Below are 17,352 nucleotides of genomic sequence, written 5' to 3'. Positions count from 1 at the left end.
AATGTAACATTCGAAGGTTGACTTATTCATTGACTTTGTTGAAATAAATCGTTATTTTAATTCGTAAAAGGAGTAAAACCTGGGTTGGAATAACGATTGATAAATTATTAATACAAGCTTATTAAATGCTAGTGCACGGTAATTACATATGATTTAATTTGTTTTTAAATGATTCTTTTTTTCATTAATTATGTCGATCATAAATTTCTGCTTTAATACTATAAAGGTTATAACTTGCAACAGAAGTTAAATTTGAAAAGTACACATATTCAGGAAGCTCACTGGAGAAGAGGTTTTCAGATGAATAAAGTATCTTTTATTTTTCCTGGGCAGGGTTCGCAATATGTAGGAATGAGTAAAGAACTATGGGATAATTTTACTGTGGTAAAGCGTTTATTCGATGAAGCGGATGATATCTTAGGTGTAAAACTCTCAAAACTTTGCTTTGAAGGAGATTCCCAAGAGCTTCTTCAGACCATGAATGCCCAACCAGCCTTACTTACTGCCAGTCTTGCTGCATACTATGCTAGCAGAGAAATACTGGAACTGGAACCTCAACTGTTGGCCGGTCATAGTTTAGGAGAATACTCAGCATTGGTGTGCAGCGGTTTTTTCTCCCTTCAAGATGGACTTCAAATCGTGAGAAAACGAGGAATGTTCATGCAGCAGGCTACAGCCAACGGGGTAGGGACTATGGTTGCTGTTGCGAATGTTTCTGCTTCTATTCTGGAGAGCTTATGTCAAGAGATATCTACGGATCGTGATGTTATATCTATTGCCTGTCACAATTCAAACAATCAGTACGTGCTATCGGGACATACAGAACCTATGGCTCGAATAGTGGAGAAAATCAAACGTCTAGAACATAGTAAGGTTAACTATTTAACAGTAAGCGGGCCTTTTCACAGTATTCTGATGAAGCCTGCAGCAGATAAGCTTGCCGCAGAACTAAAAAAAATCCCGCTACGCAAGGGAAGGTGGCCGGTTGTTTCCAATGTAACAGCCTTACCACATGATGAATTCTCAATTTATGACTTGCTGTACAAGCAAATGATAAGCCCTGTACGTTGGACAGATACGATGGATTATTTATACCAGAACGGTATTACTGTTGCGCTAGAATTAGGTCCGAGAAAAGTACTTGGACAGCTAATGAAAGAAAGATATCCTAGTATCTCTACTTTTTCTATTAATACCAGTTCTTCTTTAAAAGAAGCGGACAAGTGGCTAAGTAAGCAGCAAACTACACGCAAATTTACACTTGAGCGTCTGGAGGAAGGCTTTGCAGCAGCGCTTATTGCACGAAATCGAAACGGGGATTACAAACAACATATGGAGGGAGTTGTTTACCCTAGTCAGCAGATCCGAAATAGGATCAATCAACTTCAAAATCATAAAAATGACACCGTTTATAATGCGGTTAATACAGAGGTGTTAGAGCTCATTCGTACTATTCTCACTACCAAGCAAGTGCCCGAGCAAGAACAACAGACGATTCTTAATATGATCTAAATAAGATTCATCAATGATGTTGGAAATTGTAAATTTATTAACTGGAAGCTAATAAATCTTACGATATACGGGGGGAATAGCATGTATACAAATAGGTTCAAAACCCTGGTTGATGTTATTACAGAACGGGGAAAGAGTGACCATAAATTTATAACCTTTATTGAGTCGGATCAAAACGAAACAACACTTACTTATAAAGATTTATATTGGGAAGCTCTAGCGTTTCTGGAGAATCTTCAGAATGCAGGAGTGAAGCAGGGACAGGAAATCGTATTTCAAATAGAAAATAATCGTCATTTTGTGAAAGCGTTTTGGGCTTGCATTCTTGGTGGTATGATCCCGGTACCTGTCAGCATCGGTAACAATGATGAGCATAGAATGAAGCTTTTTAAAATCTGGGATGTTCTTAACGATCCTTTTTTACTCATTGAGCCTAAAATATTAAAAGACCTTGAGAAATATACCCTGAAAACCAATCAGAATAATCTATTCGAAAATATCCGCCATCGTCATCAATTACTTCTTCAAGACCATGAACAACCTAAGCAATCCTTTGCAAAGATACACACCCCTCAATTGGAGGATATAGCATTTATTCAGTTTTCCTCCGGTTCCACAGGTGATCCTAAGGGAGTCATCCTTACACATCATAATCTCATTCATAACACAAGTGGAATTATAAATAGGACGGTCGTCACAGAGCAAGATTCGTTCTTGCAGTGGATGCCTCTAACCCATGATATGGGTTTAATTTACAATCATATTACCCCATTAGTTGCTGGAGTGAATCAGTACATTATGCCGACTTCGCTGTTCATTCGTCAGCCAGTACTTTGGATAAAAAAAGCTAGTGAACATCAAGTAAGCATTATATCCTCGCCGAACTTTGGATATAAGTATTTCATGCAATTTTACAAACCCGAAAAAGCAATGAACTGGAATCTGTCCAAGATCCGTACCATCATCAATGGTGCTGAACCTATCTCTACTGAATTATGTGACGCATTTCTTGAGACATTAGCTCCTTTTGGATTAAAAAGAACGAGTATGCGAGCATCATATGGTTTAGCAGAAGCATCGGTTGGAGTTGCTATCCCGCCAATTGATGCTGACTATATAACCGTTTATGTTGATCGTAAGCACTTAAACATTGGAGAGTTTGTCTTGGAGGTAGACAAGACTTTTCATAATGCTCTGCCATTTGTTGTAGTCGGTCAGTCGTTAGATTATTGTGAAATCAGAATATGCAATGACGAGGATGAGGAAGTCGCAGATCGCGTTATTGGGCATATACAAATCAAAGGTGAAAATGTTACAAAGGGATACTATAACAACGAGAATTCGACATCCAAACTTTTGACGCTAGACGGATGGGTGAGAACTGGCGATCTGGGGTTCTTCCGTGAAGGTCAATTAGTCGTCACAGGGAGAGCAAAGGATATCATATTTGTAAATGGACAGAACGTTTACCCTCATGACATCGAGCGTATCGCTGAGGAAGTAGAAGGAGTCGAACTTAATCGTGTGGCGGCGTGTGGAGTTCGTGTTAATGGGATGGAATCAGAGGAAATTGTGGTATTTGTCGTATCCAAAAAGACGATAGAAAAATTTTCTCCAATTGCAACTCAATTAAAAAAACATTTGTATCGTCATGGAGGATGGGCGGTTCACGATATTATACCTATTAAGCAAATGCCCAAAACGACCAGTGGGAAGTTGCAGAGGTATAAGCTTGCGGCTCAGTATGAAGCAGGACATTATCAGGAGACTTCATTAGTTTTAAAAGGGATTATGGAGCAAGAAAACAAAAATCAAAAATTGCCTACACTTTCGTTTGAGATCGAAAAAGTACTTCACGATATTTGCTGCGAGGTATTACTTAGGGAAGAGGTTGATACGAGAGACAGCTATTTTGATTTAGGAGCCAATTCCCTACAACTGGTTCAGATTACAGACAAAATTGAAAATCAGCTGGGGATTAAGCTTGCAGTTACCGATTTGTTTGATCATCCCTCAATAGCTCACTTGGCAGAATTTTTAGCGAGCCCTACTGATTCTGAACAACAGCATATTCCTACGGATGATACGGATCACAATCATAGCAAGGACGTGGCTATTATTGGGCTCTCTTTGGACTTACCTGGTTCTTCATCTGTGTCACAGTATTGGGATCATATTGTCCAAGGCGATGACTGTATCGGGAACTTAGGCTCTCAACGTAAGCAAGACGCCATCGATTATTTATCAGTTGTGGATCAAAGGAAGGGAGAAGAAGAGTTTATAGAAGGCGGCTTCCTAGAAGAAATTGATAAATTTGATTATGCGTTCTTCAAGCTGAGTCCTGTGGAAGCTAGCTATATGGACCCTAATCAGAGATTGTTCCTTCAGACCGCATGGCATGCACTTGAAGATGGGGGTTATGCAGGGGATCGGATTCATGGACAAAAGGTAGGAGTTTACGTCGGCTTCTCAAAAGTGGGCTACGATTATGAGCGGATGCTCTCTAAAGGAGAACCGGACAAATTTCACCAGTATATTGTTGGAAATTTACCGTCAGTGCTGGCAAGTCGAATTTCTTACTTTCTTAATTTAAAAGGTCCAGCAGTAACAGTGGATACGGCGTGCTCCTCTTCACTTGTCGCGATTCATATGGCTTGTAAGGCGTTAGCGACAGGGGATTGCAAGATGGCGATTGCCGGAGGAATCCGAACGATGCTATTACCAGTGAAGCTGGGACTAGATATGGAATCGCCAAATTACAGAGCTCGTACCTTTGATGCAGAAGCGGATGGAACAGGTGTAGGAGAAGGGGTTGCAGCGGTTCTGTTGAAGCCTCTCGATCAAGCTTTGCAAGACGGAGACCGTATTTATGCAGTGATTAAAGGAAGTGCGGTGAATCAGGATGGTACAACGGTAGGAATTACTGCGCCTAGTCCTTCCGCACAGGCAGAAGTGGTGGAGGCGGCTTGGATTGATGCGGCTATTCACCCGGAAACTCTGTCATTTATCGAAGCCCATGGAACGGGAACTAAACTGGGGGACCCTATTGAGATTGCGGGATTGACACAAGCTTTTGAAAAATATACGGACAAAAAACAATTTTGTGCAATCGGTTCCGTCAAACCCAATATTGGTCACTTATTTGAAGCAGCAGGAGTATCCAGTCTTATTAAAGCAGTTCTGATGCTGCAAACGAGGAAGAATCCTCCGTTGGTTCATTTTAAGAAACCTAGTTCCCGTATTAATTTTGAATTGTCGCCGTTTTATTTGACAACAGAAGTAGCCGATTTAAGTTCAAATGATGCCCCACTTCGCTGCGGAGTAAGTTCTTTTGGTTTCAGTGGAACCAATGCTCATGTTGTTATGGAGGAGTTTATAGAAACGCGAACACTTGAGGAATCTGTAAACACGCCGGATGGTGTTCATCTTTTTACGGTTTCTGCAAAAAATGAGCGAAGCCTGCATCATTTGGTTGAGGAATATGTGGACTATTTACGCCTAAATCCAGCGGTTTCCTTGGAGCAGATGTGCTATACCACACATATCGGCAGAGCTCATATGGAACATAAATTAGCAGTTATCACTTCCAGCTTAGAAGATTTATTACACAAGTTGGAGCGATGGACTTCCGGGAACCAACAAGAGAATGTACCTGATATGTATATAGGTTCTCATAAACAGAGCGTTGATCATAAACGGGAAAAAGATGATACGGTAGGTCGATTGATTACAGCTATCAGAGCAAGTGCACATACAGATATTCACGCTCTACGTCAATTGGGTGAACTGTATGTCAAAGGTATGGCTATTCCGTGGCAAGCGCTTTATACGGATGAGATCAAAATAATCCAGTCGCTGCCTTTGTACCCTTTTGAACGAAATCGTTGCTGGTTTACTCCAAAAGTAGTGCAGATAAGTAACGTAGGCAGGGAGGAGAGACGTATGGAGTCCGCGTATCCAAAAGAGCTGCAAGCTACAGATCAGATCGGCTACACAGCGAATATTTCCAAAGTATTAAAAGATGTAATCAGTAAAGTTTCTGGTTTTACGGTGGAACAACTGGATGAGCAGATGCATTTTCTAGAAATGGGCTTGGATTCAATTATGCTAGTTCAAGTTCAAAAAGAAATTAGAGAACAATTTAATGTGGATGTTCCCATGAACCACTTTTTTGAAAGTGTCACAAACCTGGATCGTCTAACAACGTTTATTTCAGATTTGACATATACCACCCAATCAGTTGCGGCTGCGGATGCTCTAAATACGGTCGATGATCGGACAGAAGTCAATCCGGAAAATACGGTTGCTGCAAAGCCTTCGTCCGAGTTGGGTGGCCTGGAAAAGTTACTCTCTCAACAAATTGAATTACTGAACAATCAACAGCTGGGACTTACTCAAGTGTTGACCAAACAACTGGAGATGCTTAGTGGCGGTCAAGGAGGAACTATTCAGGCAGCACCGTTAACCACAAACAAAGACACAGTCAGTGTTCAACCTACATCTCTGCATGTTGTGGCAACTGACGTGCCCATCACTTCTACAATTAAAGTGAATCCAACTACTGAATCCAAACCCTTTGTACCCTATCAACCTCTACTGATCGGTGAGGAAAGTGGATACAGTGCGCGGCAAAATGATTTCTTACAGCGTTTTATTAAACGATATACTCAACGAACCCTCGGGTCCAAGAAATACACACAGGAAAGTCGACTGGTTCATGCTAATAATCGTCATGTGTCTGGGTTCCGATCCTATTGGAAAGAAATCGTATATCCTATCATTTCAGAGAGCGCTTCGGGTTCAAGGATATGGGATGTGGATGGGAATGAGTACATTGATTTAACTATGGGCTTCGGGGTTCATTTATTGGGTCATAACCCAGCTTGGCTAACCGATACTTTACGGAGCAATGTGCACGACCGTACGCCTTCGATCGGCCCTATGTCGAATACAGCAGGCGAGGTTGCTGCCTTGATTAGCGAGCTGACAGGTGTGGAGCGGGTTGCCTTTTACAATTCGGGGTCAGAAGCTGTTATGGTCGCTTTACGTTTGGCTAGAGCAGCTACAGGACGCTCCAAAATAGTACTATTTGCTGGTTCTTATCATGGAACATTCGATGGTGTACTTGCCGTGTCTGATCCGAACTCAAGCGGGGGAGAGGCTTTGCCCATGGCACCGGGAATCCCTTCGAGCATGATGGAGGATGTAATTGTACTCCCTTATAATCACCCGGATTCTATAAAAGCTATCAAACATTATGCACATGAACTTGCCGCCGTATTGGTGGAGCCTGTACAGAGTCGAAGACCGGATTTGCAACCAAAGGAGTTTTTGGAGCAAATTCGCGAAATAACAGCACATTCGGGAACGGCACTTATTTTTGATGAAGTAATCACAGGATTTAGAATTCATCCAGGAGGTGCTCAGGCCTGGTTTGGAATTAAAGCTGATTTAGTTACTTACGGAAAAGTGGCGGGCGGAGGTATGCCTGTTGGCATAGTCGCCGGAAGCTCAGAATTTATGGACACCGTAGATGGAGGTGTGTGGTCGTTCGGAGATAACTCCTATCCAGAAAACACGAATATTAAAACGTTCGTAGGTGGTACTTTCTGTACACATCCGCTGACCATGCATACGGCTCTAGCCACTTTGAAATATTTGAAGTCTGAAGGGCCGAATCTTCAGGAACAACTGAACCGAAGAACCAACGAATGGGTAGCAGAGCTGAATACTTATTTTAAGCAAAATAGTGTGCCTATCCACATGGTGAACTATGGCTCATTATTCCGGTTTGTTTCGTTTGGCGACATTGAGCTCTTTTTCCATCTGCTGATTGACAAGGGAATTTACATATGGGAAGGTCGCAATTGCTTTTTATCGACTTCTCATACAGATGGAGACCTTCAACAAATTACACAGGCTGTAAAGGAAAGTGTGGAGGAATTGAGAAAAGGGGGATTCCTACCTGACCATACGCCATCACCAGATGGAAATGGAAGCCGAAAAAATGATGTGGTTCCCCTCGAATCCTCATCGTTCCCTTTAACAAAGGAGCAGCAGCAAATTTGGTTTGCTACGCAATCCAGAAGTGATTCATCTACTGCATTCAACGAGATAGCAGCATTGCGAATGCAGGGTCAACTGCAGCTTGATACTGTAAAACGTTCAGTACAGACAATTGTGAATCGGCATGAGTCGCTACGGACGGTTGTTGACCCCGATGGTGAAGAACAGCATGTTCTTGAGAATGTGAATGTGGTCATCTCACTGAATGATTTCTCAGAATTTCCTCCATCAGAGCATGAAGAAAAGGTCAAGCAATGGTTTGAGGAAGAGGGGCAAAGAACGTTTGATCTGACGTCCAAAGAACCATTGTTCCGAACTCACATTTTACGTTTAAAACCGGATGAACATATTGTAGTATTCACTTTTCATCATATTATTGCGGATGGTTGGTCAATGGCAGTGTTTATCCGTGAATGGGAGCAAGTCTACACTTCTTTCTGCAAAGGAGAAAATATAGTCAAGCTGCCTGTACCGCCAAAATTCAGGGAATTTCAAGCTTGGCAACAGTTGGAACTAGAGCGTGCAGGAGTGAGTGAGGCAGTTTCTTACTGGACACAGACATTGGATTCCGTCTCTGTCGCCATGGACATTCCGTCAGAGGACGGTGGTATGAAGAAACCAGCGTATAGTGGAAGAAGAATAAATATTCGGGCAGACAGTACGCTGACGAGAAAATTGAAAAAACTTAGTATTAAAGCGGGTAACAGTCTGTTTGTCACACTTTTGACAGCATATAAAGTATTTCTGCACCGCTTAACGGGAAACACCACGATAGTAGTAGGCATTCCTACCTCTGGTCAGTCTAGAATGGAACAAGTTAATTTGATCGGAAACTGTGTTAATATGCTACCGATTGTGAGCCATATTACCAGCAAAGAATCATTATTTAAGTATATGACACAAGTTAAGCGAGTCATGCAGGAAGTCGAACCGCTTCAAAACTACTCTTTTGCTGATCTGATTGAGCGTATAGAAAACATACTGATTCCTGAAATGAATGTCATCTTCAACATGGATCGACCGTTGCAGAATTTTCATTTTCATGGACTGGATGTTGAATTGATACCGACACCGATCCTGTACTCCAAATATGACATGTTTCTCAATGTGATGGAGGTTGAAGGAGAGCTTTGGTTTGATTTTGATATTAAAGCTAGCTTGGCCGCATCAGAAACAATGCAGATTTGGGCAAAGTACTTTTTGCACATCCTGAACACGATTGCTGATGGGCAGGAACGGGATTTTGTAGATATCTCACTCTTAAATCAGGATGAATTGAAATATGGGGCTAGAAACTACAAGGGCTATGTGGAACTCGAATCCAGCGACATTACGGACAACGATTCACCAAGAGCCATCTATTTACTGGATCATTATCTGCAACCTGCGCCTGTGGGGACGATCGGGGAATTGCATGTAGTACAGGAAAACGAATCACCTTCCGAAAATTTAGTATATTTACCGACAGGAATCCTGGCTTTGCGAACCGCAAACGGTGAATTACAATTGTTGGGACCTGTTCAGAAACGAGTCTATATAAAAGGACATGCCATATATACTGAACAACTTGAACGATTTATTACCTCTATTCCACAAATTAGCGAATGCCAAGTGATAGCCCAGAGCACAGACGGCAGAGCAGACACACATTTGGTTGCTTATGTTACGAGTCTTAATGATGGAGTAGAGGAAATCCTACGCAAGCAATTGCGAAATCATTTGCAAGACCAATGGGTACCTCAACAGATCGTTCAGCTTGAAAACATGCCCTTTAATTCGCAGGGATATGTAGACTTGTCGCAGCTTTCTACTATGAAACAAGTTGTTAGCAAAGAACCTGTTGAGGCAGTTAGTAGCACGGAGAGAAAAGTAAGAGAAATTTGGGAAACGGTGCTGGGATTAAATCGTGTTAGATCTGATGACAATTTCTTTGATCTAGGAGGAGATTCGTTGAAGGCGACTCTCTTGCTTGCCAGAGTTCATCAAGAGTTTGGCAAACGAATCCCTTTAAATGTACTTTTCCATTCACCGACAGTTTCGACCTTGGCCAAGGTGATCGAAGGAGCCAAACAAGGAACAGCCGTTTCTATTAAAAAGCTCGAAGAATGTACGCATTATGCAGTATCAGATGCCCAAAGGCGTATGTTTGTCTTACAGGATATGGGGATAGGTACAGCCTACAATATTACGGGTCAGGTGCGTATTGATGGGGATCTAGATATCCCTCGTCTTCAGAAGGCTTGCCTGGATTTGATCCGGCGTCATGAATCATTTCGTACTTCTTTTAATATCGTGGATGGCGAAATTGTACAAGTTATTCATGATGAGCCGACTTTTGAAATCAAAGTCACAGAAATATTGGAGAAAGATGCAGACGAGATGAGTCGCTTGTTTGTCCGTCCGTTTGATCTGCGCCAATGGCCACTTTTCAGAGCAGAATTGTTTCGCTTTGAGGCTAATAAACATATGTTGGTCATGGATATGCATCACAGTATTGCAGATGGGCTTTCGTTATCCATTTTCCTTAATGAACTCGTACAACTGTACCGGAGTGAAATTTTAGCTCCGATCCAAATTCAATATAAAGATTTTGTTGCATGGCAAAAGGAACAGTATACCAGTAATCGTTTGTTTGAACAGGAACATTATTGGAAAAATGTTTTGAACGGAGAATTACCTATACTGGCAATGCCTACGGACTTCCCTAGACCATTACATCAAAGTTACGAAGGGGGTGTATTGTCGTATAACATCACTTCAGCGATGACAGAAGAATTAAAGAAGCTTGCCAAAAATACGGGGACTACAGCTTTTATGATCCTGCTTGCGGCTTATAATATACTGCTCGCAAAGTATACGGGTCAGGAAGATATTATTGTAGGAACAGCGGTGGCAGGGCGTCAGCATCCGGACACGGAAACGATGATGGGGATGTTTGTCAACACGTTAGCTTTGCGGAACCGTCCGTCTCCTCAGCGTAGTTTTCATTCATTTTTGCAAGAGGTCAAAGAAACGACTCTACGAGCAATGGATTATCAAGACTATCCTTTTGAAGCATTGATTGAGAGACTGGATATCCGTCGTGACCAAGGACGCAATCCTTTGTTTGATACGATGTTTGTCATGCAGAATTTTGAAATGAGTTCGCTTGAAGCCAATGGAGTAAAATTTCATCCAAGTGAATTCAATCCAGGAATTTCCCAATTCGATTTGGTACTAAGTGCTGACGAATGGCAGGAGGGGCTAGCCTTACGCTTCAATTATTGTACCCAATTGTTCCGATCAGAAACGATTGATCGCCTTGCTAGTCTCTATATACAAATACTACGCTCCATTTTGGAACAACCTTGGAGCGAGATTGGGAAGTTGGAATGGTTACCTGAGGAAGAGAAGTTACAGCTAATACACGGCTTTAACAATTTTGATCCGCCCTCTTCATTGATAGTGAAGAAACAAGAAACGCTGCACTTGCAATTCGAAGAGCAAGCCCTCAAAAGTCCCAATCATGTAGCTGTAGTTCATCAGGGACATGTGATTACTTATAAAGAGCTGAACGAGAAATCAAATCAGCTGGCGAGGGCATTAATGAAGCGGGGAGTAGGGGCAGAAACTGTAGTCGGATTAATGGCGGGCCGTTCATTAGATTTGGCCGTGGGTATGTTGGCTATTTTAAAAGCTGGTGGTGCCTATCTTCCAATCGACAGTTCTTATCCAGAAGAACGAATTCACTTTATGCTTGAGGATAGCGGGGCTCCGCTCTTGTTGTTGAATGACTCATCTAATTACAATGCTACTACTTATGAAGGCTTAGTCCTAAATATGGACGATGATGAGTGGTATAAAACAGAAAGCAAGTTGTCTTCCAAGTGGGAATCGGATTCAAGTCATTTGGCATATGTGATCTATACATCGGGATCAACCGGTACTCCTAAAGGGGTTTGTATTGAGCATCGAGCGATATTAAATACGTTATCTTGGAGAATAAATGAATACGCACTAGAAGCAACAGACCGTATCCTGCCATTGCTGTCTAGCTCATTTGATGCTTTTGTGGGTGCCTTTTTTACTCCGCTGCTGTCTGGAAGTACGGTGGTGCTGCCTACGAATGAGGAATTGAGTGAATTATCGGCTCTGAAGACCTTAATTTTATCAAGTCATATTACACATCTCGTGTGTACTCCTTCCATGTACATGTCTGTTATAGAGGGTCTAGCCCCAGATGAAGCCATGTCTCTCAAGGTTGTAACGTTAGGCGGTGAGAAAGCAACGAAACGGTTGGTAGAAGCCAGCCAAGCCAAACATCCCGGCATTCAATTGTTCAATGAATATGGCCCAACAGAAAATAGCGTAGTTACAACGATGTTACGAGATATGGGGCCTGAAGAAGTAGGGTGTATTGGAAAGCCGATTCCAAATACGGGTGTTCTCATTCTGGATCAATACTTGCAGTTGCGACCAATAGGACTTCCAGGAGAATTGTGTATTTGGGGTAAAGGAATTGCGCGAGAATATCGTAATCGTCCTGAGCTTACGGCGCAGAAATTTATCCCGCATCCTTATTTGGACAATATGAAGCTCTACAGAACAGGAGATTTGGCGAGATGGTTACCTGACGGAACGCTAGAGTATCTTGGCCGAGCAGATCAACAAGTTAAAATCAGAGGCTACCGAATTGAGCCAGGTGAAATTGAAAGCACATTGTTGGCTCACAGAGCGGTAAAAGAGGCAGCAGTAGTGATTAAAGGAACAGATGACAATCCGTATTTATGCGCTTATGCCGTTTTGCGGGAATCAGTTACAGTAGATATTTTGAAAGACTATTTGTCGTCAAGCCTGCCTCACTATATGGTACCAGCCCATGTAATTTTGTTGGATGCGATGCCGCTGACAGCAAATGGTAAAGTTAGTAAAAGTGCATTGCCTGAACCAGGTGGTCATCTCAACAAAGAATTACAGCACGTTGGGCCCAATAATGAAACGGAGCAGCTATTGATCGAAATGTGGCAGGATCTGCTGGAGATTTCGCCGATTGGTATACACGATCATTTTTTTGAAATAGGTGGGCACTCGATGAAAGCTACCCTGTTGACTGCGAAAATCAACGAGGTCTTTCATATCGAAATTTCGACTCAGGATATATTTGGGGCACCAACAATCGAAGCACTCTCCAAGAAAATACTTGCTGCCAAGCCAACAGATTATCGACGAATTGAGGCAGTGACTGAGGAAGCTTATTATGAGGTTTCTCCAGCACAATCCAGATTGTTGGCCGTGCTGCCGCTGGATGAGACGGGTGTGGCTTACAACATGTCGGCAGCATTGATGATCGAAGGTCATGTAGATCGAAGAAGAGTGGAGCGTACCTTTGAGCAATTATTAGCTCGGCACGAAGCATTTCGGACCTCTTTCGGATATGTGGATGATAGAGCGGTGCAATTTGTACAACCAGAGGTAAGCTTTGAACTTGGCTTTGCCCGGGCTGCTGGTGATATTACGACAAAGGGTATAGATACATTGATTCGTAATTTCATACGGCCTTTTGATGTTGGTAAAGCCCCACTATTTCGGGCGGAGCTTCTTCAAATGGATCGGGATAAATGTATGCTTCTTATTGATATGCACCATTTGATAGCCGACGGTACTTCTATCGACACCATTATTAACGAATGGAACAAGCTGTACAAGGGAGAAGAACTGCCCGTTTTACCGCTTCAATACAAAGATTACTCTGCTTGGCTCAGATCGAATACAGAAATTCATGCAAAGCAGGAACAATATTGGCTTGAGCAATATAAGGGAGAACTGCCCGTTCTAGATCTACCTACAGACTATCAGCGCCCACAATTGCAGAGTTTTGTTGGAGATATGGTGAAAATTGAGCTGTCCGAAAAGCTTGTAGAACAGTTGAATCTCACTTGTCTTCAAACAGATAGCACTCTCTTTATGCTCTTATTTGCTGCCTATAATGTGCTGTTGGGGAAATATGCGGGACAAGAAGATGTCGTAATTGGTATTCCAACGTCTGGACGAACGCATGCAGATACCAACGGGATCGTAGGGTTATTCGTTAATACACTGGCCATTCGGAACCATCCGGCTAGTCATAAGAGCTTCAAAACCTTTTTGAACGAAGTAAAAGAAAACACGCTACAAGCTCTGCAAAATCAATCGTATTCATTTGCCGAACTGGTTGATAAGCTGTCCATCAAGAGAGACTTGAGTCGAAATCCGTTATTTGACACGATGTTCTCCTTTATGAACACGGATGCACAGCAGTGGCAAGCTGATAACCTTTACTTTGAGTTATATCCGTTCAAAACGGGGATTTCCAAATTCGATCTTGTACTGAATGCCGAACAAAAGGCTGGGAGAGTTCATCTAGAATTTGAGTACAGTACAAAACTGTATAAAAAAGAAACCATTGAGCTTCTCGTCGAGCATTACCTAAATGTATTAGAGGAAATAGTCCAAAACGCTGATATGGCATTGACTGATATTAATCTCCTAAGCGCAACAGAAGCGGCTGCTATAGAGGAGCGTTATAACAGCACTGATATAGCTTATCCACAGCCGAGACCTATACATCATTATATTGAGGAGCAGGCTGGCAAAAGACCTGATGCTAGAGCCGTTATCTATCAAGATCAGGTGCTGACCTATAAGAAATTAAATGATCAGGCGAATGCGATAGCAGGCGATTTGTTGGCTAAAGGAATTGGACTTGGAAGTTATGTACCTATACTCATGGAACGGAGCCTGGAACTGGTAGTATCCATACTGGCTGTTATGAAAACAGGGGCTGCTTTTTCGCCTCTTGATACAGAGTGGCCTATTGATCGCTTACAGAGCGCCTTGCAGGATTTGGGAAGTTCTATCCTATTGGTCAATTCAAGTACTCCTATCAGTTCAGAAATAAATGCTGGAGAGTATCTAGCTATAGACTGCTCTGTAGTCGAAAAGAGGAGTAACGCTATCAGTAACCCGGTAGTAGATGTAGATATGGAATCACCAATCTATGTCATCTTCACTTCGGGTTCAACCGGCAAACCAAAAGGAGTTATTGCTGCCCATAAAGGAATCACCAATCGTTTTCTATGGATGAATGACTATTTTGGAACATCGGCTGCACAAAGTGTTCTCCAGACGACTCATCATGTATACGACAGCGCGGTCTGGCAATTGTTCTGGCCATTAATGAACGGTGGCACAACTGTTTTGCCGGAAACAGGCATGACAGTGGATGCTACGTACATGACAAATATTATTGAACAGGAGCGTATTTCTTTTACAGACTTCGTTCCATCCGTATTTAATGCTATTGTCAACCAGTTAGATCAAAATTCAACTCGAACTAAGCAATTGGATTCTCTTCAACAAGTTATTCTTGGTGGTGAGGAAATTACGCCATCGACAGTTCATACATTTTTAACCATTTTTCCTCATGTTCAAATCACGAACCTGTATGGTCCAACGGAGGCAAGTATTGGCTGTGTTGCTTATCGAGTGACAGGAGATGAAGACAGAATTCCGATCGGAAAGCCAATTGCCAATACCAAGATTTATATATTGGACTCTGGACTAAAGAGGGTTCCCGTAGGAATTACAGGAGAAATGTATATTGCAGGTACACCACTTGGGATTGGATATTTGAATGATCCGATCAAAACGAAGGCCAGCTTTATAGATAATCCTTATTCAATGCCTGGCTATGAAAAGCTCTATAAAACGGGGGATTTAGCTAAATACTTGCCTGACGGTAATATTGCATTCCTGGGTAGATCCGATTTTCAGGTCAAAATTCGCGGGTACAGGATTGAACTTAGTGAAATTGAATATCATCTTTTAGGCATAGCTGATATTCAGGAAACTGTCGTGATGGTCAAAGAAAATAAGGGAAGTTCTTATTTATGCGCTTATGTGGTATCGGCTAATCCAGTAGATACGGATCGTATCAAAATACAGTTGGCTAAGGAGCTTCCTGATTACATGATACCTTCGGTGTATGTTCCGCTTGACATGATTCCCATAACACCAGGCGGAAAGATTGACCGTAAAGCATTACCTGAACCTGACTGGAGCGGTGCCTTAGAAGTAGAGTATGTGGAACCAACAGGTGAGACTGAAGTATTGCTGGCCCACATATGGGAGGAAGTGCTTGCCGTAACAGGCGTAAGTGCGACTCACAACTTCTTTGATTTGGGAGGAGACTCTATTAAGGGTCTGCAAATCGTCTCACGTTTGAACACGCATGGCTACAAGCTAAGCATTAAAGAATTATTTTTGTACCCTCAGATTAGACAATTGAGCCCATTCGTTAAGGTGATCCGTCGGAAGATTAGTCAGGAAGCCATTGAGGGAGAGCTGCCTTTAACGCCAATACAGCAGCGATTCTTCCATCTACAGAAGGTAAGTCCTCAGCATTTTAATCAGTCTGTCATGCTATTTTCTGAAGACGGTTTTGATGAGCAAGGGATTATGGCTGCATTTGACTGCATCGTTAAACATCATGATGCCTTAAGAATGACATTCTGTCAGAGAGAAGATCGCATCGTTCAATACAATGAAGGACTAAACAATCAACCACTATCCTTGACGATAAAATCACTGCCTGAAGGTCTACCAGCAGAAGCATGGATTGAACAAGAAGCGACGGCTATTCAAAGTAGTCTCGATCTCACCACCGGTCCTTTAATGAAGCTTGGATTATTCCGGACTGCTGAAGGGGATCACCTGCTCATTGCGGTTCATCACCTGGTAGTTGATGGGGTTTCGTGGAGAATTATTTTACAAGATTTTACGTCCCTTTATCAGCAATATCAGCAGGGGACAGCACTACACTTGCCAGACAAAACGGATTCTTACCGCTCATGGGCACAAGAAATAAGCCAATATGCAACAAGCGAGGAGCTGGCGCAGGAACTGGAATACTGGGCACAGCTGGAGCAAACTCAGTCCGGAGCGTTGCCTAAAGACAGCTCCTATGAAACCAACATGTTGCGTGATAGTGAAAATGGAAGTGTATCACTTGATAATGAGAACACTAGCAAATTGTTAAGACAGGTGAACCAGGCCTACAATACTGAAATTAATGACATTTTGCTCACTGCTCTTGGATTAAGTATCAAAGAATGGACTCAGCAGTCTCGTGTGTTGATCTATCTTGAAGGGCATGGGCGAGAAGAAGTATTTCAGGAAATGAACATTTCCAGAACTGTTGGCTGGTTCACAACAATGTATCCATTTTTACTGGAAGTGGACAATGCGCATGATCTCTCATATCAGATTAAGAACATCAAAGACAGCCTTAGAAGGATACCGAACAAGGGCTTTGGGTATGGGGTATTAAACTATGCTCAAGTGAATGAGTCTGGTGTGACTGCATTTCAGGCCGCTCCTGAAATTGCCTTTAATTATATGGGGCGTTTTGATACGGAACTAGATACAGATGTATTTACACTTTCTAAATTTTCCTCTGGAGAAGAGGCTAGTCCCTTCACGGAGAGATCTGTAGCGTTAGATATCAACTGCATTATTAATGAAAGCGAACAATTAATTATTACATGCAACTATAACAAGCAAGAATACCATCAACAAACCATTGAACAACTATTATTTTTATTCCAAAAACATTTGACGAATCTAATCGACCATTGCTGCAGCAAACAAGTAACGGAACAAAGTCCAACTGATTTTCTCTATGACAAGTTGTCAATCGATGAGTTTCAGAACCTGTCCCAACTTTTAAGTAACAAACTAAACTTGTAGCAAAGTGGT

Annotated in this window: 2 protein-coding genes; both read left to right on the top strand. The window is 42.2% G+C overall.

Annotation, left to right across the window (positions count from 1 at the left end; translation table 11 throughout):
- Positions 1 to 300: 300 nt before the first annotated feature.
- The gene (fabD, locus tag MMB75_RS16090) at positions 301 to 1,512 is read left to right on the top strand and encodes an ACP S-malonyltransferase (protein WP_167438526.1); all 1,212 of its coding nucleotides are present in this window, start codon (positions 301 to 303) and stop codon (positions 1,510 to 1,512) included.
- An 81-nt stretch (positions 1,513 to 1,593) separates the two neighbouring features.
- Complete coding sequence (locus MMB75_RS16085; protein ID WP_257126718.1) at positions 1,594 to 17,343, top strand: non-ribosomal peptide synthetase; 15,750 nt, start codon at positions 1,594 to 1,596, stop codon at positions 17,341 to 17,343.
- Positions 17,344 to 17,352: the final 9 nt, after the last annotated feature.

It is taken from the genome of Paenibacillus sp. P2(2022) (assembly GCF_029522175.1).
GTDB lineage: Bacteria > Bacillota > Bacilli > Paenibacillales > Paenibacillaceae > Paenibacillus > Paenibacillus polymyxa.
Note: the sequence above shows the minus strand (reverse complement) of the source record. Positions and strands in the feature narration are given on the sequence as shown.